The sequence below is a fragment of the Paraburkholderia lebeckiae genome (assembly GCF_014201005.1).
In the GTDB taxonomy this organism is placed as follows: Bacteria; Pseudomonadota; Gammaproteobacteria; order Burkholderiales; family Burkholderiaceae; genus Paraburkholderia; species Paraburkholderia tuberum.
The window spans coordinates 395,926-414,787 of sequence record NZ_JACHDK010000003.1; the positions used below are offsets into that span (position 1 = coordinate 395,926).

The following is an 18,862-nucleotide window of genomic DNA, read 5'->3' on the forward strand; positions in this document are numbered from 1 at the left end:
TGCGCTCCGGCAACTTAGGGGGGCTGTCTTTCCGCGACGCGACGCGCCCGTCAAGGCGCCCATGGAGTGAATGATGTTGCGCAGAACCAGTTCCTGGTTTGTGCGTTACACGCCCCGCGCGCGCGTTTGCACGCTCGCGCGTAAAGCGATCGGCGTTTCTGCCACTGCGATAAGTTTCCCGAACGACGGCTCTCGGTCTGCTATGAGACGATGGCCGATGACGTTTTGAACGACCAGTCGTCGCCGAGATTGGTTGGAGATGCGCGTCACCATCGCACGGATGGCGACCGGATCCAAAGAAACTGGCCAGTCCGTTAGCAAGCGCCGCAACCAGTACGAAAAACGCATCCATACATGGCCGGAGACCGACCTCTAATAAAACTGGTCATCAATATCTACCGCGTGATTCGTATGAAGGTCAAATCGGAAGGGCAATGACGAAGACGATACGCTGCCAGTGGGACAGTGGAGAGATCGCGCTGGGCGTGGATGAGGCCGGCAGCGGCGCTTCGGTCGTCCTCCTGCCGGCCCTGAGTACGATTTCCACGCGCCTGGAGATGCGCCCGCTGCTCGACTTGCTCGCGCCTCAGTTTCACGTGACGACGGTTGATTGGCCGGGATTCGGCGATCAGGCGCGGCCAAAGGAAGAATGGTCGCCGGAGCTTCTCTCGGAGTTTCTTAACTGGTTTTTAAGCGACTTCGTGGCACCACCGCACGCCATTGTGGCGGCCGGACATGCAGCCACCTATGCGCTTTACCAGGCCGTCTTGCGGTCAGGTACGGTTGATCGCCTGGTTCTCGTCGCACCGACGTGGCGCGGCCCGTTGCCGACGATGATGGGTGGCCAGCGGGCCTGGTTCTCCCGTGTGCGCTCTGCCATTGATCACCCCCTCGCTGGCCCGCTTCTCTACCGGCTCAACGTCAGCCGCCATGTCATCACCATGATGGCGAGAGAACACGTTTACAGCGATCCTGACTGGCTTGGCGGCGATCGTCTCGCGGCCAAACTCGCCGTCACCCGTGCACCCGGAGCCCGGCACAGTTCGGTACGCTTTGTGACCGGTGCGCTAGACCGGGTCGCCAACCGTGCGGCGTTCCTTGATCTTGCGCGCCGAGCCAACATTCCGATCCTCGTGATCTACGGCGATCAGACGCCGCCGAAATCGCGTGTCGAAATGGAGGCGTTAGGACAGTTGCCAAATGTTCAGGTTGAATGGGTCATGAAGGGCAAGCTCGCGATTCACGAAGAGTTTCCAGAAATTGTCTCCATTGCCATCAGGCGGTTTTTGACGAAAGAATCTCCGCTTTAGACGATCAACGACAGACGGGCATAGCCAGACGCTCCGCATTACAGACAGCGAGTTGTCCGGGCGTCGCATAGCCACGCCAATACGGCCGGATTACGAATCGATGTGCACCGACACGCCGGTCGACGAATAGACCGGCGTCGCCTTGTGGCCGTCGACCGTGATCGTCGTGAACTGCTTCGTCGCCCCGTTGCCATCGATCAGTTCGATGGTGTCGCCGACCTTGGGCGCATAGCCGCTCACGAACTTCACGTGTAGCGTGCCGCCGGCGATGGTCAACTGATTACCAACGTGCAGTTGGCCGGCGCCTTGACCGTCGATGTCGAGTTCGAGTGTCGTGCCGGCGAGCTGCGTGTACTTGCCGACGATAGACACGGGCGACGCCGCCGCGATGGTGATGCCACCCGCACCCACATACACGTCGCCCGTGCCGAACGCATTCGGAGAATCGGCCTCGAGCACGCCGCCACTTATCTGGGAGCCACCCGACCAGGTGTTGTTGCCGCCGAGCTTCAATGTTCCGCTACCCTGCAGCGTCAACTTCCCTGCGCCGGCAATGTCGTTGCGCCACAGATCCGACGCGTTGAATCCGCCCTGAGACGCATCCATCGAAACGATGACGCTGCCATGGAACGCACCATATCCGTCCCCGGCTGCAAACATGTTGAGGCGGCCCCACCCTTCCGCATCGTCCATGACCGGATAGCCGGAAGGAAGCTCGGTCGTTTTGAGCACCACGCGGCGCTGCTCAGCGCTCAGATACGGAAAGCGCGTCTCCAGTAACACCTCCGCACCCTTCGGCACAACGGGAGGCGCATTGGTCGATTCGATCGGAGCAAAGCCGAACGTCATACGGCGAGTGAAGTCCGCTTTGTTCGTCGCGTAGTCGGCGAAGCGGTCCGTCGCTGCCGTGCCGGAGTGGGCGAAAGCAGCGAAGCTCGTCGAATTGGTATTCGTCGACTGCATCAGGGCCGCGTGCGCCTGGCTAAATGCGGCGCTCTTCAAGGTGGCGTTGCTCGGATCGGAAAGATTCGCGGCAGTCGCCGCAAGTGCAAACATTCGACCAGCAATGACGTCGAGCGGCGAATGCATACCGGCGAAAATGCGGTTTTCGCCAAGTTCGAGGCCGCGGCTCGCCATCTCCTGGAACCGCTCCGGCAGCACGTAGGCCATCGTCATCGCGTCGCGCATGGCCTCCGCCTCGTGACCGCTGATAAATCCGCCATCGGTCGAAGGCGTGGTGCTCTCGGCAGGCACCAGAGTCGGATCTACCACGACACTCGTGCTCCAGCGGTATGGCCGCGCATATTTGTAGAAGCGCTTGGCCGGCTCGGTGGACGCGTTGTTGCCCATGATGTTGAGCAGGTCGACAACCTGGCCGAAACTGGTGTTGCCGCCACTGCTGCCGACGCCGATGTTGTTGCCGTTGTCGTTGTACAGAACCGTCGTCGCGTCCGCCGGAATCGACGTGATGGTCGTTACCTGCTGCGCCGCCGCGCGCCACGCATTGGTGAGCGGTCCCATGCCATCGGTCACGCTATAACCTTTGCCGCACCGGTCGTCGTAGTAGGCTGCGTCGGCCTGTGTCTGAGTTCGGTTGGTCGTCTCGGTGACCACGAATTGAATGTTTGCGGCATGGACGGCACTGTTCACGACAGCCCCACCCGGCGTACCGTCATTGGGTAGTCCTGTCCACGTGGACTGCACGACAGCCGGAAAGGAACCATTGGCGGGCGCGGAGACGCCCGCATCGACGATCTCGGTCAACGGTTGCCAGATGTCGAGGAATCGCGAGACGACACGCACGCCCGCATTCGTGGCGAGCGTCGCATATCGCGCATCGCCGCGCTGGTTAGTCGCAATCGTGTCGACGAACGCGGGCACGTCGGGGATTGCGGCGTTGTCGACAAAACCGGGGTCGGCAGGGGGCGCCGGGATCGAGGCCGTCGCCGTCGTCGAAGTGTTCGAGGCGGTCGGCGTAGAAGAATCATTGCTACCACCGCACGCGGCTAGTGCCACCACGCTTGCGAACACCGTGAGGCGCAGCGGGAGAGGGACGCGAAAATGAGGCATCACGAGACTTTCTTGTGGTTGTTGGTCGCGTCGGATTGTGCGGGTGAATTATGACCGCATTGTTGCGACTGATTACGCGGTATCGGATATCGTGGCGCGATTCGCAGGTATCGCGGAAGAGCTGGTGGTGGAAGCTGCACATGCGTCGCAGACGTGTGAACGCAGAACTCCTTAGTATTTGATTGCGGCTCATCCACATTCGCGAAGCATGCGAAAGGTTTCATTCCGCGAGGTACTGATGCAATGTCGATTCGGAACGCCAACCACAGGGCGATCCTTTAACGGACAATCGTTTCGCGTGAGCCTAAAACCACCCCTTTACCGTCGCCACTCGCCAGACGACAAACAAGACGAGGCCCACCGACGCGGCGGTCAATAGAATGAAGTCAATCGAGCGCACTAGCTTTTTCATATCGACATTGGATCGGACTAGCGACGTCCGTATGAGAACCGGAAATTAGGCGTGTGGAAGTATCGAAACGCGCTTGTATGGAATGTCGAGCGCTCACCAGCACTTCAATGATGCGAGAAAAGCGCGTTATCCGAGGGCGTTGCGAAGGAAAGGCGATGTCCGGATTGCGAATTCACCACCTGCCCTGAACCGTAGTCGTTATTTGCGTGTGCCTGCCGCGGGCTGCTCTCGTCCGGATAGTGCACTTTCGACTGATGGAGCGTGCCGTTCTGTTCCGCCTGGATGACGTTCGCTTCCACCTCCGAGCGAGTGAGGGGCTGCGCCGACGACAGCGCTGGAATGGCGATTGTGGTTGCAAGGATTGCATGAGCGATAAGTACTTTCATGAGATGGCTCCTTGGTGAATAGGCAAATTTCGATGGATCGAATGGACCACGCTAACTGCATTGAAAGCGAGTCGATCTTCACGCTGCGGTGGACCGCGAACAGATAGCGAGCGACGGGTGCCCGGTATTCAGTGCGTGGATATGAAGGTACGCCCTGCAACCTTAAAAGCCGCTTATCCCGTCTCCGAAAAATGCGCGGCGTTCGCCAACCATGTTCCGACCGTTTATCGATAAGAAGGCGATCTGGCAGTCGTCTTTGACGAACCGGCTTCGCCTGACTCGCCAGGCACTGCGGGCTGACCGCCACACAATCGCGAATATCCGCACCCCGCCGCCAAACCGGGCCATCATGGCGAGCATTCAGCAGATGTTTTTCGAGCGGACGGAAGCTGCGTTTGTTGCAAGCGCTTCAGTACCGCACGCTCCGACGCGCCTCGCCGAGCTCGTGCAAAGCATCAAACCGCGCTCGGACTCGGTCACGCCAGGGCCGGTAAATCTGTGCGCTGTCGAACACACGCCGGCGCATCGAACGTCCATGATTTACCGGTAAACCTCGTCCCCCAAGCCGTTCCGGAGTGGCCAACCCGGACTGATTTCGATGGGTGTCAGCATGGCTTGTGCGTAACGCGCTATATTTGAACTCTCACTGCGCGATGCGGCAACGCTCGTATTCGCCCGACAGGCGGCGATCTCGAGCTTCTTCTGCACGGCGATGCTCTACTTGCCGCGAAAGCTTCATCTATCGTTGTGAGCGTTAGTGATTTTCGATCCCTGAGATTAACCGGGCTCGTGTTGGACCGTTGCAGACAGGCCTGGCTCGGGTCTTCCGCTTAACCACGACTTCACAGGACGGCAATATGTCACTTCGTATCAATGACACCGCGCCCAACTTCACCGCGCGGACCACGCAGGGCACCATCGATTTCCACGACTGGATCGGCGACCAATGGGCGGTCCTGTTCTCTCATCCGAAAGACTTCACGCCGGTTTGCACGACTGAACTGGGCTACATGGCGAAGATCGAGCCGGAGTTCACCAAGCGCAACGCGAAGCTGATCGGGTTGTCGGTCGATCCGGTCGAAGACCACGAAAAATGGGCCGCGGACATCGAGGAAACGCAGGGCGCCGCCGTCAAATACCCGATGATCGGCGACACCGACCTCGCGATCGCCAAGCTGTACAACATGCTGCCGGCCGACGCGGGCGATACCAGCGAGGGCCGCACCGCCGCGACCAACGCGACAGTGCGCTCGGTTTTCATCATCGGTCCCGACAAGAAGATCAAGCTGACGCTGACCTACCCGATGAGCACCGGCCGCAACTTCGACGAAATCCTGCGTGTGCTCGATTCGATCCAACTGACCGCCAAACACAGGGTCGCGACGCCGGTCAACTGGAAGCAGGGCGAAGACGTGATCATCACGTCCGCGGTCAGCAACGAAGAGGCGCAGCAAATTTTCCCTGGTTTCAAGACCATCAAACCGTATCTGCGCACCACCAAGCAACCGGGCTGACAGATGTGGCACGGCGGCCGCTTGCGGCCGCCTCGCCGACCTTCCTAAGGGATACAGATGATTTTTCGTCAGCTGTTCGATCCTGCTTCGTCGACCTACACGTACTTACTCGGCGACAGCGGCGAGGCGGTGCTCATCGACCCCGTCTACGAGCAGGTGCCACGCGATCAGGCGCTGCTTCGGGAGCTGGGCCTATGGTTGCTCACGACGCTCGATACCCACGTGCACGCTGATCACGTAACCGGCGCATGGCGCATGCGTTTGCGTTGCGGCAGCGAGATCGGGCTTGCCGGGGTCGTCGAGGCGAAAGGCGTCACGCGACCGCTCGCGCATGGCGATCGGATAGACTTCGGCACGCGTCACCTGACTGTGCGTGCAACGCCTGGCCATACGAACGGCTGCCTGACCTACGTGCTCGACGATCTGAGCATGGCCTTTACCGGCGACTCCCTGCTGATTCGCGGCTGTGGCCGCACCGATTTCCAGCAGGGCAGCCCGCAGCAATTGTTCGCGTCCGTGCGCGAGCAGATCCTGTCACTGCCGGACGACTGCCTCCTCTATCCCGCGCACGATTATCGCGGCATCACGGTGACGAGCGTGACTGAGGAGCGGCGCTTCAATCCGCGTCTGGGCGGCGACGTCGACGTCGGCGATTTCGCCGGGTACATGAACAACCTGAATTTGCCGCATCCGAAGCAGATGGCGGTCGCGGTGCCCGCAAACATGCGTTGCGGGCAGCCGGAAGGCGGCGCCGAAGTTGCGACCGAAACGCCGAATTGGGCACCGTTGACGCTGCGCTTTAGCGGCGTGTGGGAAATCGAGCCGATGGCGCTGCTCGAGCATGGCGCGGCGTTTCAGATCGTCGATGTGCGCGAGGCGCCCGAGTTCATCGATCGTTTGGGTCATCTGCCGGGCGCGAAGCTGGTGCCGCTGTCGCAATTGACAGGGCGGCTCGATGAACTGGAGCGCGAGCGGCCGGTGGTCGCGGTGTGCCGGTCCGGCGTGCGCTCGGCGCAGGCAAGCGTGTTGCTGACGAAGGCGGGGTTCGGCAAGGTGGCGAATCTTGCCGGTGGGATGCTGCGGTGGAGGACGGAGGGGTTGCCGGTTGCGTCGGATAGTGTTTGAGGGGGGTTTCGGCGCTTCGGAACCCCCACAAGCTCAGCCTTGGCCTTGGCGACAGCCTCGACCTTGCCCCAAAGCCGCGCCAGCCTTCGAATAGTCAGCGCTCCGCTGCGCCGGCCGCGTGACCAGCCAGATCCCCCCGCATACGACCACCAGCGCGACGAGATTCTTCAATTCCATGATGTTCTCGTCCAGACATATCGCGGATAGCACGGTACCGAGCACGGGCACCAGGAAATTGAAAACGGTGACTTTGCCAACCTGGTTATATTTCAGCAGAAGACTCCACAAGCGCCGAGCATATTGAATGACCGTTTGCGTGAAACCCAATAGCATCAACTGTCCGCTATGGCGCCGATTCAAATCGAAAACAGGCTTCTTCGACAGGGTGGCAAGAATCAACAACAACAGTCCCGCGAGCACGAACCGGTAGCCTGCGAAGATCAGCTTTGAAGGAATATCGTTTTGCGTGATTCCGAGCAACGCATAGCCAATTTTAATTCCCGGGTACGAACTGCCCCACAGCAGGCAGCATACGGTCGCCGCAATGACGAGCACTTTCGGTTGGGTGAATAACCGCGCGGAATCGCGCGATCCGGTTGTTGCTGAAGGTACGGACATGTTTCTGGTGATGTTGTCCATCGGTCATCGAACGAAATGCCACGGGCGACCGGACGTTACCCCGGCTGCTATGTCCGCATCACTGTGTCGGGCGATCTTCCGACCATGCGCTGGCGAGTGGTGCGCACCTTCACACCTGCGGCGCAGGCACCCGTGGGTCCAATCATTGTGCGCCGATCGCGCGATGCTCGCTCACGCGGCTTCACCCGGTGCGGACGTCGATTGTCGATCCGCACGCGACTCGTTCGTCGTATAGATTGAACCGATCAGGTTCATCGACCAGGAGCACATCATGCGCAAGCACGTCGTTTCCATGTTCCTCAGTCTGGATGGCGTCGCTCAATCCCCCGGCGCGCCCGAGGAAGATGCCAGTGGTGATTTTCGTTTGGGTGGCTGGATCGTCCCTTACGCCGACGAAGCGGTCGGCGCAAGTGTGCATCATCTGCTCGCGCAGCCGTTCGAGTTGCTGCTAGGGCGTTGCACGTACGACATATTCGCGTCTTATTGGCCATATGTACCGGCCGATTCACGCAACCGCGACATGGCCGACCAGTTCAATCAGGTCCGCAAGCACGTGGCCACGCATCGATCAGATACGCTCGATTGGCACAACAGTCATGCACTGAAGGGCGACCTTGCCGACGCGATACGCGCGCTGAAACTTCAGGACGGTGCCGATCTAATGACGTTCGGCAGCGGCGACATGGTGCGCCAACTGCTGGCGGCGGGCCTCGTGGATGAACTCCAACTCCTGATTTATCCCGTCATGCTCGGGCAAGGCAAACGCCTGTTCGGCAACGACGCGCAAGCGTCCGCCTTCAGGCTGGCACACGCGACGAGCACCCCCGGCGGCGTGCTGATCACGCGCTACACCCGCAACGGCGAAGTCCGAACCGGAACGTTCGAGTAAGCGCGAAGCTTCCGATCGACGCTTACAAACGGAGGCCTATTTCTTCCTCACGTCCCGCGCTCGCCTGCCACCCGCCACGGTATCGGCGAACAGGTCGATCACGACCTCGCGCAGCCAGCGATTACCTTCATCCTGATGGACGCGCTCGTGCCACAACAAATGGATCGGCGCGGCGGGCAGCGTCATCGGCAGCGCGCGCAGGCTGAGCGAGAACGGCGTGGCCAACTCCAGAGCGAGGCGCTCGGGCACCGTGGCGATCAGGTCGGTACGTTGCAGGATGTAGCCGACGCTCATGAAGTGCGGCACCGTCAGTCGCACCTGACGCCGCACGCCGCGCCGTTTTAGCCACTCGTCCACTTGACCGTGGCCGGTGCCGGCCGACACCACCACCAGATGCTCGGCTTCGCGCCACGCGGAAAGCGTGAGCGGCGCGTCCTCGAGTGGGTGAGCGCGTCTGAACAGACAGACGTAGCGCTGATCGAACAGACGCCGCTGATAGAACCCCCCCTTCAACTGCGGCAACAGACCGATCGCCAGGTCGACCCGGCCGTCGGCCATTTCGTTGCTCAGATTGACGCTCGCATTGCGCACCGTATTCATCGCGATGCCTGGCGCGACGCGCGACAATCGTTCCAGCAATGCGGGCAAAAAAACGACTTCGCCGATGTCGGTCATGCCGATCGTCATCGTTCGCATCTCGCGCAGCGGATCGAAGCCCGTCACCGGATTGAGCGCGGCGTGCAAGGTGGCGAGCGCCTGCGAGACCGGTTCCGCGAGACGCAGCGCGAACGGGGTAGGCACCACGCCGCCCGGCGCCCGCACGAACAGCGGATCACCCAGCAGGCGGCGCAGCTTCGCGAGCGCATTGCTGACGCCCGGCTGGCTCATGTTCATTTGCTCGGCGACGCTCGCCACGCGCCGCTCCTGCATCAGCCGCTGGAACAGCAGCAGCAGGTTGAGATCGAGATCGCTCAGTTCCATGGCTTCGGCATGACCTAAGGTCATTCATTCCAGTGATGAAGAAGATTCATTTCATCTTATTGAGCAATGATCGTCTAGTGCTGAAAATACCAACACGGTATCCGCATGCGACGCGCCGAGCGCGCGTTCCAGAGTGGCCCGAATCGATAAACCCGCATATCGGAGACACAATCATGAACCGGATGGATCTGAGCATCGCGATCGTCGGCGCCGGCATCGGCGGCCTTACGCTGGCGCTCGCACTACGCGAACATGGCATCGATGCGCAACTCTACGAGCAGACCGATGAGTTGCGCGAAGTGGGCGCGGCCGTCGCACTGTCGGCCAACGCGACGCGCTTTTACGAGCGCATGGGGCTACGCTCCGCGTTCGAAAACGTATGCGCCGAAGTACCCGGGCTCATTTATCGTGATGGCCGCAGCGGCAGCGTCATTGGACATCATCGCGGCATGCCCAGCTATCGCGAGCAGTTCGGCGGCTCGTACTGGGGCGTTCATCGCGCCGATCTGCAGGCGGTGCTGTCGAAGGCGGTTGGTCTCGAGCACATCGAGCTCAGCCATCGGCTGGTCGATCTCGTGCAGCATCCCGATCGCGTGAGTCTCGCGTTCGACAACGGTCGGCGCATCGATGCCGATCTCGTGATCGGCGCCGACGGCGCACGCTCGATTACGCGACGCTGGATGCTCGGCTACGACGACGTGTTGTATTCCGGTTGCTCGGGCTTTCGTGGCATCGTGCCGGCCGAGCGCATGGACCTGTTGCCCGATCCGGAGACGATCCAGTTCTGGGTCGGGCCCGGCGGCCATCTGCTGCATTATCCGATCGGCGACAAGGGCGATCAGAACTTCCTGCTGGTCGAGCGTCATCCGTCGCCGTGGCCGTCGCGCGACTGGGTCATGCCGTCGACCGAAGGCGAGCAGCTGCGCCTGTTCAAGGACTGGCATCCGGCCGTCGTGCAGATGATCACGGCCGTGCCGATCAGTCAGCGCTGGGGCCTGTTTCACCGTCCGCCGCTTGGCCGCTGGAGCAAGGGCCGCGTGACGCTGATTGGCGATGCCGCGCATGCGCTCGTGCCGCATCACGGCCAGGGCGCCAACCAGTCGATCGAGGATGCCGTGGTGCTGGCCGCGCAACTCGCCAAGGCGGGCCCGGGTAAGTGGCGCGAAGCGCAGGAAGCCTACGAGCGTCTGCGCCGGGGCCGCACGCGCAAGGTGCAGTACGCGTCGATCAGCACCGCGGACGTGTTGCATCTGCCGGACGGCCCCGCCGCGCAGGAACGCAACGCGCGGCTAGGGGCGCACGACAGCATGCTGCATCACCTCGACTGGATTCACGATTTCGATGCGCTCGCGCAAGAGCCGAGCGCGCGGCAAGGGGGCACGTGGCTTTGAGCCTCTCCATGAGGCTTCAATAGGGAGGCGGTGGGCCGCATGCGAGTGACCGGCAACGCGCGACCTACCTGCTCTGCGGCTTCTGATGCGAGCCGTAAATCCTGGAGTTCACGCGTTGCCTGGGAACCCGGCGCGTAATTCCCGGTGGAGAAGTGTCGAATAGCGACCGTATGAAACCGCGTAGATCGGTCGCATTAGCTAGTGCCTGATATCCGGGAAACTGCGCGTCGGTCGCAGTTACATCTACGTCGACGTCGCTGCGATTGGAGCGCTCCGTGCTTGCGCTGATTCGCGGCTCACCGTCATTTTTACCAGCTGTTAATGGCCGGTAGCGGCTGGCGACACCACGCTCGGGGTCGCCAGCGTGTTGTTGCTCTTGGGAGCGGCGGTGGTGTCAGACGTCGAGCTACTATCGTTGCTCGGCAGGCCCGAGTTCGGCGCCTTGGCGCCCATGCCGCTGCCCGTGTTGGTGGTGCCAGGCATGCCGTAGCCGCCCGTGGTTGCGCCGTTCATCTGGTTCGACGGACTAGCCGTGCTGCCGGCTGTGCCGGTCGAACCGCTGCCGCTCTGGCCTCCGGCCGCCTGCGCATAAGCGCCGCCCGACAGCGAGAGTGCGGCGACGGCCGCGACTAGTGTGATGGTTGCCTTGCTCATGATCCGCCCCTCCGTAATTGGACTGGAAGATAGACGCAGACAGTTGCCGCCTGCGCTACAGGAATGTCGCAAACAGCGTGCCGCGTGCTTTTGTAGGTAGCGAAGCGATCGGCGGCGCACGGAGTGGCGGTCGTGGGGCGAATCCAGCCATTGGATCTCACGAGATCTGCCGCGAAATAACCCGCTCTCCGCCGGAATAAACCCCGCGCTGTTCTCGTTCATTGACCGTTAGGTCCTTTGGGCAGAACAAGGAGTGCGGTCATGAAGTCTCTACTCGCTATATTCGGCGTCGTTGCATGCGGCGCGGCCGTCGCGACTCTGATGTCATGCGGCGGCGGTGGCAGCGGTGGATCGAGTTCGAGCAGCGCAAGCCCCACCGTCCAGTCGTCATTCGCAGCGACGGCCCTCGTATCCGACGGCGGGGTGCCCGCTGCACACACCGACGCAAATCTGAAAAACCCTTGGGGCGTGGCCTTCAATCCCAAAGGTTTCGTCTGGGTCGCGGACAACGGCACCGACGTCGCGACGCTCTATGACGGCAATGGCGTGCCGCAATCGCTGGTCGTCACGATACCCGACGGCAAGAACGGCTCCGCATCGCCCACGGGCATCGTTTTCAATGGAACACAAAGCTTCCGCGTCACGGAAAACGGCAAGTCTGGAGTCGCTGCATTCATCTTCACGGGCGAAGGCGGCACCATCACCGCCTGGGCGCCCGCCGTAGGGCCGACCAATGCGTTCGTCATGTACGACGACGGTACGGGCGGCGCCGTCTACAAGGGTCTCGCGCTCGCCGCGATGAACAACGGCAACTTCCTCTATGCGACGGACTTCCATAACAACAAGATCGACGTCTTCGATACCTCGTTCACGAAGGTCGCGATGCCCGGTGCCTTCACGGACCCGGCGATTCCAGCCGGCTTCGCGCCGTTCGGCATTCAGGCGATCGGCTCGAATCTGTTCGTCACCTACGCGATGCAAGACGCAACCAAACACGACGATGTCCCGGGCGCGGGGCTCGGCATGGTCGATGTGTACGACACCGCGGGCAACCTGAAGCAACGCTTCGCGACAGGCGGTTCGTTGAACGCGCCGTGGGGCATTGCGCAAGCGCCCGGGAACTTCGGCTCGATGAGCGGCGCAATACTGATCGGCAATTTCGGCGACGGCATGATCAATGCGTTCAACGCGTCGAGCGGTCAGTCAATGGGACAGATCAGTGGACCGAACGGCAGTCCGATCGTCGAGCACGGCGTGTGGGGCATCGCGTTCGGCAACGATCTCAGCAATCAGCCTTCCAGCACGCTCTTCTTCGCGGCGGGGCCGAATGACGAAGCCGATGGCGTCTACGGAAGAATCGATCTGAATCCGACGTCGAGCTCAGGCACGAACACGGGTACGAACACCGGCACAAGCGCGGGCGGCGGCATGAGCATTGGAATGTAGCGCTAAGCGCGCAATTGAGAAGCGCCGCTCTCGAAGCGAGAACGGCGGTATTGCTTATGCGAGACGATGTGTGCTTGAGCAGTGTGTGTGACGATCATCAGATCCACGCGTGGTCGAGCACCAGCGATGTCAGGTCCTGACTGTCCTGACTCACATCTGATTCTGACGCCGGCATGCCCGCAATATCTGCTGAACTGCAAATGCGCCTCGCACGGTTTGCACATTCTGCCGCGGGCAATCGTAGCATTTTGCGGTTCGATGCAGCACCTGACCGACGCCCGTCTTATACTCGACCCGCGAGAGCGGGATCGATCTCGGTGTGTGTCAGGCCGAATTCCGCCATGCGAGCACGATGGTCTGGCGAGCCCAGATAGGAACGAAGGGCTTTGTTTACCGCCTGGATCAGATCGCTGTTACTTCTATTGAACGAGAATGCCCCGAGCGGAGGCTTCTGCTGCTTGCCCTTCGTTCCCGGTTCGTGCTCGACGGCCTCGAGCATTGAGCCTCCGATCCGGTTGGCAACTATCCGATTCCCTAAGGCCGTGCTCGCATACGCATCGATGGCGCCAGAGAGAACCGCTTCGACAGCGTCGGCCTGATGCTCGAAGACGACTATTTGGTCCTCGCTTACGCCAGACGCTTTCGCTGAGTCGTGCTGCACCTGTCCGGCTATGATGCCAAGACGCGCATCAGCGCGTTTGGCAAGCGACACGTAGCTGTCAAGCGCTTTCGGGTTTCCAGTCCGAACCAGAAAACCGTCTGCGATTCCCCATACCGGGACGCTGAACGCGACCATATTGGCGCGTTCGCGTGTGACGAACAGCGGAACGTTCATCTCCCACCTGCCCGCCTCAACGCCGGGCAGGAGTTCACTAAACGACGTCCGATGATGCTCGATCCGGGTTACGCCGATCGCCCGAAGAACCGCGTCGGCCAGATCGATGTCAGCGCCCGTGGCGGTACCATCTGCTTGCGTCCAACCGAACGGGGGTTCTTCGATGTACGCAATCGTTACCTTCATCGCTGTGTCTCGCCAATTGGGAGCGGCCATCAAATGCAGGGCCGAATGTTGACGATTCTACTTACATGCGCGGTTGTCGTTGCGGCGGCTCTATCTGAAACGAACGCGGTTATGCTGGATCGGGTGTCGGTCTTATGGACGTTCGTTGAATTGCGCGGCATCGCTACGGAAACGCACCCACTTCTTGCTGTTACTTAATGGCCACAATTCTGTTCCGCACCGCCTCAAGCGAACTGGCAGTCGCGCAAGGAAAGATTTTTCGCGCTCGCCACAATATTCGCGCTCCTGAAACGTCTACAGGCGCATGGAACCGCCACCCACCTCGCACCCGATGACCGACCGAGACAGCGACATCACCGCGACCGTGGTGCGTGAGCGCACGAGGCTCGTCAATTTTATCCGGCGTCGAATACGCGATCCGGATGATGCCGAGGACATCCTGCAGGATGTGTTCCACGAATTCGTGCAGGCTTACCGGCTTCCCGCGCCGATCGAACAGGCGAGCGCGTGGCTTTTCCGTGCCGCGCGCAACCGCATCATCGATCGTTTTCGCAAGAAGAAGGAGCAGCCGCTGACCGAGGTGTCTGAGGCCGAGGACGACGCCAGCGGTGAGTATCGCCTCGACCTCGCGTTACCGGCGCACGATGCAGGACCCGAAGCCCTCTACGCTCGCGCTGTATTGCTCAAGGCCTTGCAGGATGCGCTCGATGAGTTGCCGCTGAATCAACGTGAAGTATTTATCGCGCACGAGTTGGAGGGGCGGTCCTTCAAAGACATGGTGGCGGAAAGTGGCGTCGCGCTCAATACGCTGCTCGCGCGCAAACGCTACGCGGTCTTGCATCTGCGCGCCCGACTGCAGACCATTTATGACGAATTGGATATATAGAGGAGTCGAGGGATGAAGTTTCGAATCAGATGCGTGGGTAAAGCGCTGCTCGTGGTGGTTGCCATAGCCGGGCTCGGGTGGGTGGTCATGACGCTATGGAATTGGGTGATTCCGGCGCTATTCGTTGGCGCCCGTGCGATCGACTTCGCGCATGCGTTGGGCTTGCTGGTTTTGAGCCGTATCCTGTTTGGCGGATTCCGCGGACACGGCGGCTGGCGCGGACGGCGTCACTGGCGCAAATGGGAAGCGATGACGCCTGAAGAACGCGAGCATTTCCGGACGGCATGGCGATCGGGCCACGACCGGCACGTGGGAGACTGAACATGCGCGAGAAATCAACGGACGACTGCAAACAGAAGCCGGGCGTGATCGCGCCAGTCGTCGACCTGAAACGTTGCGAAGGCAAGGGCGATTGCCTGCGGGTCTGCCCCGAGAATGTGTTTGAGATCCGGCGCATCGATCAGGTCGATTATCTCAGCCTCGATTTGATGCACCGCCTCAAGCTACGCGTGCATGGAATGAAAGTCGCCTACACACCGAACGCGCACGCCTGCCGCTCGTGCGGTCTTTGCGTGACGGCATGCCCTGAACGCGCGATCAAGCTCGCCAGAACGGCATAGCGTCACGCGTTTTAAGCAAAGCGCAGCCCGCATGGCGCAGTGGTCGGTCGTTGTCTACGCCGTTAGTATTATCGATCTCCTCAAGGAGCGCTCATGGCTTCATCAACCACGGATCTTCTGCGACAGCTTCACGAACAGAGCCAGACAGAAGTGATAGCCCGCGCACGGGCGCAATTTCAGGGATCGAGCGAGGAGTTTCTGACTCTCGCGGAGGAATACGAAACGCTCGCACCTCGACTGCGTGGGCGGTTTCTCGAAACGCTCGGGCTATCGAGCGAAGATTTCGAATCCTCACAAGGCACTCCTCTATCGTTAGCCGTGTCGGCGGAAACGGGACGGTTCTTACGCAACATGGTGCTTTCGCACAAGCCGGCTCGAATCCTCGAACTCGGCAGTTCCTGCGGCGTGTCCACGCTGTATTTCGCCGAGGCCCTTCGCACGTTAGGCGGTGGCATGGTTGTAGCGACTGAACTCGATGCTGTTAAGTGCGCACAACTTCGAGCCCACGTCAGAACGGCGGGCGTAGACGCTTATGTTGAACTGCGGGAGGGCGATGTCTTCCAGACCGTTGCCGGACTGGACGGCACTTTCGACATGGTGTTTATCGACGTATGGGCCGACGCCTATCTGGAGCTGTTCAAACAGGTCGAGCGCCTGCTGCGTCCCGGATCTATCATTCTCGCCGACAATATGTACACAGCCGAGGACGCCGTTCGGCCGTACAAGCACTACCTCGACGACGACCCCCGCTTTTCGACCACGACGTTGGACTTTGAATCAGGGGTCGAATTCACAGTCGTCGTGTCATAGGCTGACGAAGAGTGGACGCCGTCCAGAATCCGGTTCATGTGCCATTCAATCTGGAAGGTTCGGCGATGCAATGTCTTGGTGACCATCCGTGGGCGATGGCGGAATAGCCTGCGCTGCACCTGTGGACAGACAGGCGTCTTGACAGGTCATTCGTATTCAGTCCATATCCCAACAAGTTGTCCTTTAGTGAGGTCATTGACGCACTTCGCGCTCGTGGAGCATGCGTGCCATTTGCGCGATCTTGATGGTGTATTCGCAGAGAGAATCAGGGCGGTTCGAACGGAACATCTTCCAATAATCGGTTCGGTAGATGGCACGGCGCTCGCCGTCGAACGGAACTATCTCGGTCAAGCCCTGGAAGATGCCGTTGAAGCGTTCCGGCGTTCGAGGGGGCACTTTTGCAATCCAAAGAGAGGACGACCGATATGAAGAACGACCCGCCCGTCATTTTCATTCACGGCTTGTCGATGCGCTTGTCCGGCGTCTGGCCACATTCGACCGTGAAACGCTCGGCGCCGCGAAAGCCCAGATCAATCGTTTCGAAATGCCGACGCCTGCCGAACTCCAGTCGAGCATTGACCTGTTCTTCCCGGCCCTGGCCTCGCCAAGTGGGCAGGCCCGCCGCGCCAAGCTCCGTAGCCTGGCCTACGGCGTTCAAGCGACTTCGAAATGAACTTCGGCAAGTACCTGCCTATGCCAGGACAGGCGGGCGACGACGGCACGGAGCCGCCGCTCGCCGGCGCGCTAAAGCGCTGAGTCTCTGCGCGCAAATCGTGTTGCCCCCGCCGACCTACGCATTCCCATGCAGAGCCCCCGGGGCCGCAGGCGGCGTATCAGCCGTCCGACCTGCTGCTGCGCCCGCTGTCCGGCGTGACGGGGTCGTCGAGCGCGTCGACGAGCGTGCGCCGCCCCGCGTCGAGGATTTCGTCGGCGAAGGCCGAATCGACGCCAGCGATCGCACGCGACAGCACGAGCGCCCCGACCATCTGACTGAACGCGGCAATCGCATCGCGACGGGTTTGTTCCGTCGTCGCGCCTTCCGTGGCGATCATGGCTGCAAGCCGGTCGAGATACGCGGCGAGGCCGCGCGTGTAGGACGCACGCGCCGCGTCGGTCATCCGCGGAGCGTCGCCAGCGAAGCCGGACAGCGGGCACCCTGCTTCGACGTTGTCGCGGTGCGAGGCCGACAGGTAGCGTTCCGCCTGCTTCCCCAGGCTGTCGCCGTTTGGCGAATCCGCGTAGGCTTGCATCGCCTTTTCCATGACCGCGGTGACCAGCGCGTCCTTCGACTTGAAGTGGTTGTAGAAGCCGCCCTGGGTAAAACCGGCTTCCTTCATCAACTCCGTCAGCCCCACGGCATCGACTCCGCGTACCCGGAAAAGCCGCTCGGCGGCCGCGACGATCGCGCTGCGGTTCTCGGCGGCCTGCTGTCGTGACACCCCCATCAATCTCTCCCTTATACAAGCGATCGCATCGATTGAAAAACACAATGTCGGTCACCATTGACATGCCCTAATTACGTTGACACAATGCGCCGTAAGACGATGGTGATCGACATTGACATGAGTGTAGCCGACTTTCGCGCACAACGCGAAGCAACGCCGGCGTGGCACGGATGGCAGTCCAGGTCCATCGCGGTTCTTTGATGCCGGCGGGCGGCGGACGTTGGCGCCGTTCGGCGGCGCAACGGTTCGATATGCAAGGGCAGGTTTGTTTTCTCCGAATTTCACGCGCGCTGCGAACCGGCGCACATGCGATTCATCATGCGAAAGGATGAGATATGAAGATCGAAGGTGCTGTTGTTTTCGTGACGGGTGCGAACCGCGGGCTTGGCCTTGAGTTCGCGAAGCAGGCGCTCGAAAGAGGAGCGCGCAAGGTCTATGCGGGGGCGCGCGATCCGGCCAGCGTAACGCTGCCGGGCGTCGTGCCCGTGAAGCTTGACGTGACCGATCCGGCGGCAGTGGCCGCTGCCGCCGACGCGGCAGGCGACGTCACGCTTCTGATCAACAACGCGGGCATCGCGCGGCTAGGCAGTCTGACGGACGACGGCGCGCTCGACGCGTTACGCGATCACTTCGACACCAACGTGTTCGGGATGCTGTCGATGTCGCAGGCGTTCGCGGGCAACCTTGCCGGCAACGGCGGCGGCGCGATCCTGAACGTACTGTCTGTTGCGAGCTGGATAAACCGGCCGATCCTCGCGGCTTATGGCGTGTCGAAGTCGGCCGCGTGGGCGGTGACCAACGGCCTGCGTCACTCGCTGCGCGAGCAGCACACGCAGGTGGTCGGGCTGCATGCCGGTTTTATCGATACGGATCTGACGCGCGGGCTGGAGGTGCCGAAGGCGACGCCGGCCGACGTCGTGCGTCAGGCATACGACGCGATCGAGGCAGGGGCGGAGGAAGTGTCCACCGACGAGTTCACGCGGCAGGTGAAGGCCGGGTTGTCGGCAGGTGTCTATCTCGACGCTCCGGCGCCGCACTGAAGGCGCCGGAGCGCCCGCTCCTCGCGCGCGGGCATCTGTGATGCGATGCCGGATGAGATTGCGGCGGCAAATCGGAGCGACAGGCAGCGCCACACTCCCGCCGCTCATGCGACGTTCGTTGTGTTGCATCGACCGGTTGAATCCGCCAATTCGAACGGACAACCAGGAGACCTGGCTGACACCAACTGATGGATTGAATCGCTTGACCGGATACCTGTGGAGG

At 61.3% G+C, this 18,862-nt stretch carries 21 protein-coding genes and 1 pseudogene; 12 read left to right on the forward strand and 10 right to left on the reverse strand.

The features are described from left to right. Positions 1-434 precede the first annotated feature (434 nt). Positions 435-1,310 carry an alpha/beta fold hydrolase gene (locus HDG39_RS08370; protein ID WP_184004924.1) on the forward strand — a complete coding sequence of 292 codons (876 nt, stop codon included), beginning with the start codon at positions 435-437 and terminating at the stop codon, positions 1,308-1,310. Positions 1,311-1,400: 90 nt separating this feature from the next. Here HDG39_RS08370 and HDG39_RS08375 read toward each other — a convergent pair whose 3' ends face one another. Both HDG39_RS08375 and HDG39_RS08380 read right to left on the reverse strand, forming a co-directional pair. Beyond that, positions 1,401-3,380 (reverse strand): acid phosphatase, encoded by a 1,980-nt coding sequence (locus tag HDG39_RS08375; protein ID WP_184004927.1) that lies wholly within the window; start codon positions 3,378-3,380, stop codon positions 1,401-1,403. 516 nt (positions 3,381-3,896) lie between these two features. Continuing rightward, on the reverse strand, positions 3,897-4,178 hold the full coding sequence (locus HDG39_RS08380; RefSeq protein ID WP_184004930.1) for a DUF4148 domain-containing protein: 282 nt from the start codon (positions 4,176-4,178) through the stop codon (positions 3,897-3,899). Between the two features lie 211 nt (positions 4,179-4,389). On the opposite strand from HDG39_RS08380, the gene HDG39_RS08385 reads away from it, so the two are divergent. From HDG39_RS08385 to HDG39_RS08395, 3 genes are all read left to right on the forward strand, one after another. After that, positions 4,390-4,728, forward strand: coding sequence for a hypothetical protein (locus tag HDG39_RS08385; RefSeq protein ID WP_184004933.1), 339 nt, complete (start codon positions 4,390-4,392; stop codon positions 4,726-4,728). Between the two features lie 307 nt (positions 4,729-5,035). Further along, entirely contained in the window at positions 5,036-5,692 is a 657-nt protein-coding gene (locus tag HDG39_RS08390; protein WP_184004936.1) for a peroxiredoxin, read from the forward strand. Positions 5,693-5,749: 57 nt separating this feature from the next. After that, positions 5,750-6,817, forward strand: coding sequence for a rhodanese-like domain-containing protein (locus tag HDG39_RS08395; RefSeq protein WP_184004939.1), 1,068 nt, complete (start codon positions 5,750-5,752; stop codon positions 6,815-6,817). Positions 6,818-6,850: 33 nt separating this feature from the next. Here HDG39_RS08395 and HDG39_RS08400 read toward each other — a convergent pair whose 3' ends face one another. After that, complete coding sequence (locus tag HDG39_RS08400; RefSeq protein ID WP_409259159.1) at positions 6,851-7,456, reverse strand: DMT family transporter; 606 nt, start codon at positions 7,454-7,456, stop codon at positions 6,851-6,853. Positions 7,457-7,727: 271 nt separating this feature from the next. On the opposite strand from HDG39_RS08400, the gene HDG39_RS08405 reads away from it, so the two are divergent. Then, the gene (locus HDG39_RS08405) at positions 7,728-8,345 is read left to right on the forward strand and encodes a dihydrofolate reductase family protein (protein ID WP_184004942.1); all 618 of its coding nucleotides are present in this window, start codon (positions 7,728-7,730) and stop codon (positions 8,343-8,345) included. Between the two features lie 36 nt (positions 8,346-8,381). Here the strand turns inward: HDG39_RS08405 and HDG39_RS08410 are convergent, their stop codons facing one another. Beyond that, positions 8,382-9,326, reverse strand: a complete 945-nt coding sequence (locus tag HDG39_RS08410) for a LysR family transcriptional regulator (RefSeq protein ID WP_184005234.1) — start codon at positions 9,324-9,326, stop codon at positions 8,382-8,384. Positions 9,327-9,499: 173 nt separating this feature from the next. Between HDG39_RS08410 and HDG39_RS08415 the strand changes: the two genes are divergently transcribed. Further along, positions 9,500-10,717 (forward strand): FAD-dependent monooxygenase, encoded by a 1,218-nt coding sequence (locus HDG39_RS08415; RefSeq protein WP_184004945.1) that lies wholly within the window; start codon positions 9,500-9,502, stop codon positions 10,715-10,717. Positions 10,718-11,035: 318 nt separating this feature from the next. Here the strand turns inward: HDG39_RS08415 and HDG39_RS08420 are convergent, their stop codons facing one another. After that, positions 11,036-11,371 carry a hypothetical protein gene (locus tag HDG39_RS08420; protein WP_184004948.1) on the reverse strand — a complete coding sequence of 112 codons (336 nt, stop codon included), beginning with the start codon at positions 11,369-11,371 and terminating at the stop codon, positions 11,036-11,038. 261 nt (positions 11,372-11,632) lie between these two features. Here HDG39_RS08420 and HDG39_RS08425 point away from each other — a divergent pair, with 261 nt between their 5' ends. After that, the gene (locus HDG39_RS08425) at positions 11,633-12,817 is read left to right on the forward strand and encodes a TIGR03118 family protein (protein ID WP_184004951.1); all 1,185 of its coding nucleotides are present in this window, start codon (positions 11,633-11,635) and stop codon (positions 12,815-12,817) included. Between the two features lie 150 nt (positions 12,818-12,967). On the opposite strand, the pseudogene HDG39_RS36025 reads toward HDG39_RS08425, so the two are convergent. Together HDG39_RS36025 and HDG39_RS08430 are read right to left on the reverse strand one after the other, a co-directional pair. Next, positions 12,968-13,054, reverse strand: a pseudogene (locus HDG39_RS36025) (VF_A0006 family four-cysteine protein); the annotation flags it as partial. A 46-nt stretch (positions 13,055-13,100) separates the two neighbouring features. Further along, on the reverse strand, positions 13,101-13,838 hold the full coding sequence (locus HDG39_RS08430) for a transporter substrate-binding domain-containing protein (RefSeq protein ID WP_184004954.1): 738 nt from the start codon (positions 13,836-13,838) through the stop codon (positions 13,101-13,103). A 304-nt stretch (positions 13,839-14,142) separates the two neighbouring features. Here HDG39_RS08430 and HDG39_RS08435 point away from each other — a divergent pair, with 304 nt between their 5' ends. The 4 genes from HDG39_RS08435 to HDG39_RS08450 all read left to right on the forward strand — a co-directional run bounded on the left by HDG39_RS08435 (position 14,143) and on the right by HDG39_RS08450 (position 16,154). Continuing rightward, a complete protein-coding gene (locus HDG39_RS08435) occupies positions 14,143-14,724 on the forward strand; it encodes an RNA polymerase sigma factor (RefSeq protein WP_184004957.1) in 582 nt (193 codons plus the stop codon). Between the two features lie 12 nt (positions 14,725-14,736). Beyond that, complete coding sequence (locus tag HDG39_RS08440) at positions 14,737-15,045, forward strand: hypothetical protein (RefSeq protein WP_184004959.1); 309 nt, start codon at positions 14,737-14,739, stop codon at positions 15,043-15,045. Between the two features lie 2 nt (positions 15,046-15,047). Continuing rightward, the gene (locus tag HDG39_RS08445) at positions 15,048-15,344 is read left to right on the forward strand and encodes a 4Fe-4S dicluster domain-containing protein (RefSeq protein WP_184004962.1); all 297 of its coding nucleotides are present in this window, start codon (positions 15,048-15,050) and stop codon (positions 15,342-15,344) included. 93 nt (positions 15,345-15,437) lie between these two features. Beyond that, entirely contained in the window at positions 15,438-16,154 is a 717-nt protein-coding gene (locus HDG39_RS08450; RefSeq protein WP_184004964.1) for an O-methyltransferase, read from the forward strand. Positions 16,155-16,346: 192 nt separating this feature from the next. Here the strand turns inward: HDG39_RS08450 and HDG39_RS35795 are convergent, their stop codons facing one another. The 3 genes from HDG39_RS35795 to HDG39_RS08465 form a co-directional block, all read right to left on the reverse strand. Further along, entirely contained in the window at positions 16,347-16,550 is a 204-nt protein-coding gene (locus HDG39_RS35795; protein WP_184004967.1) for a hypothetical protein, read from the reverse strand. A 58-nt stretch (positions 16,551-16,608) separates the two neighbouring features. Next, positions 16,609-16,812, reverse strand: a complete 204-nt coding sequence (locus HDG39_RS08460) for a hypothetical protein (protein WP_184004970.1) — start codon at positions 16,810-16,812, stop codon at positions 16,609-16,611. Between the two features lie 175 nt (positions 16,813-16,987). Continuing rightward, positions 16,988-17,599: a TetR/AcrR family transcriptional regulator gene (locus HDG39_RS08465; protein WP_184004973.1), complete on the reverse strand. Its 612-nt coding sequence runs from the start codon at positions 17,597-17,599 to the stop codon at positions 16,988-16,990. A 335-nt stretch (positions 17,600-17,934) separates the two neighbouring features. On the opposite strand from HDG39_RS08465, the gene HDG39_RS08470 reads away from it, so the two are divergent. Continuing rightward, entirely contained in the window at positions 17,935-18,639 is a 705-nt protein-coding gene (locus tag HDG39_RS08470) for an SDR family oxidoreductase (RefSeq protein WP_184004977.1), read from the forward strand. Positions 18,640-18,862 lie beyond the last annotated feature (223 nt).

Bases quoted from the DNA above. Each gene is read 5' to 3' on its own strand.
- HDG39_RS08425 (WP_184004951.1), top strand. From the start codon at position 11,633: ATGAAGTCTCTACTCGCTATATTCGGCGTCGTTGCATGCGGCGCGGCC.
- HDG39_RS08445 (WP_184004962.1), top strand. From the start codon at position 15,048: ATGCGCGAGAAATCAACGGACGACTGCAAACAGAAGCCGGGCGTGATC.
- HDG39_RS08400 (WP_409259159.1), bottom strand. From the start codon at position 7,456: ATGGACAACATCACCAGAAACATGTCCGTACCTTCAGCAACAACCGGA.
- HDG39_RS08395 (WP_184004939.1), top strand. From the start codon at position 5,750: ATGATTTTTCGTCAGCTGTTCGATCCTGCTTCGTCGACCTACACGTAC.
- HDG39_RS08435 (WP_184004957.1), top strand. From the start codon at position 14,143: ATGGAACCGCCACCCACCTCGCACCCGATGACCGACCGAGACAGCGAC.
- HDG39_RS08430 (WP_184004954.1), bottom strand. From the start codon at position 13,838: ATGAAGGTAACGATTGCGTACATCGAAGAACCCCCGTTCGGTTGGACG.
- HDG39_RS08375 (WP_184004927.1), bottom strand. From the start codon at position 3,380: ATGCCTCATTTTCGCGTCCCTCTCCCGCTGCGCCTCACGGTGTTCGCA.
- HDG39_RS08390 (WP_184004936.1), top strand. From the start codon at position 5,036: ATGTCACTTCGTATCAATGACACCGCGCCCAACTTCACCGCGCGGACC.
- HDG39_RS08385 (WP_184004933.1), top strand. From the start codon at position 4,390: ATGTTCCGACCGTTTATCGATAAGAAGGCGATCTGGCAGTCGTCTTTG.
- HDG39_RS08470 (WP_184004977.1), top strand. From the start codon at position 17,935: ATGAAGATCGAAGGTGCTGTTGTTTTCGTGACGGGTGCGAACCGCGGG.
- HDG39_RS08420 (WP_184004948.1), bottom strand. From the start codon at position 11,371: ATGAGCAAGGCAACCATCACACTAGTCGCGGCCGTCGCCGCACTCTCG.
- HDG39_RS08415 (WP_184004945.1), top strand. From the start codon at position 9,500: ATGAACCGGATGGATCTGAGCATCGCGATCGTCGGCGCCGGCATCGGC.
- HDG39_RS08450 (WP_184004964.1), top strand. From the start codon at position 15,438: ATGGCTTCATCAACCACGGATCTTCTGCGACAGCTTCACGAACAGAGC.
- HDG39_RS08410 (WP_184005234.1), bottom strand. From the start codon at position 9,326: ATGGAACTGAGCGATCTCGATCTCAACCTGCTGCTGCTGTTCCAGCGG.
- HDG39_RS08380 (WP_184004930.1), bottom strand. From the start codon at position 4,178: ATGAAAGTACTTATCGCTCATGCAATCCTTGCAACCACAATCGCCATT.
- HDG39_RS08405 (WP_184004942.1), top strand. From the start codon at position 7,728: ATGCGCAAGCACGTCGTTTCCATGTTCCTCAGTCTGGATGGCGTCGCT.
- HDG39_RS08370 (WP_184004924.1), top strand. From the start codon at position 435: ATGACGAAGACGATACGCTGCCAGTGGGACAGTGGAGAGATCGCGCTG.
- HDG39_RS08440 (WP_184004959.1), top strand. From the start codon at position 14,737: ATGAAGTTTCGAATCAGATGCGTGGGTAAAGCGCTGCTCGTGGTGGTT.
- HDG39_RS08465 (WP_184004973.1), bottom strand. From the start codon at position 17,599: ATGGGGGTGTCACGACAGCAGGCCGCCGAGAACCGCAGCGCGATCGTC.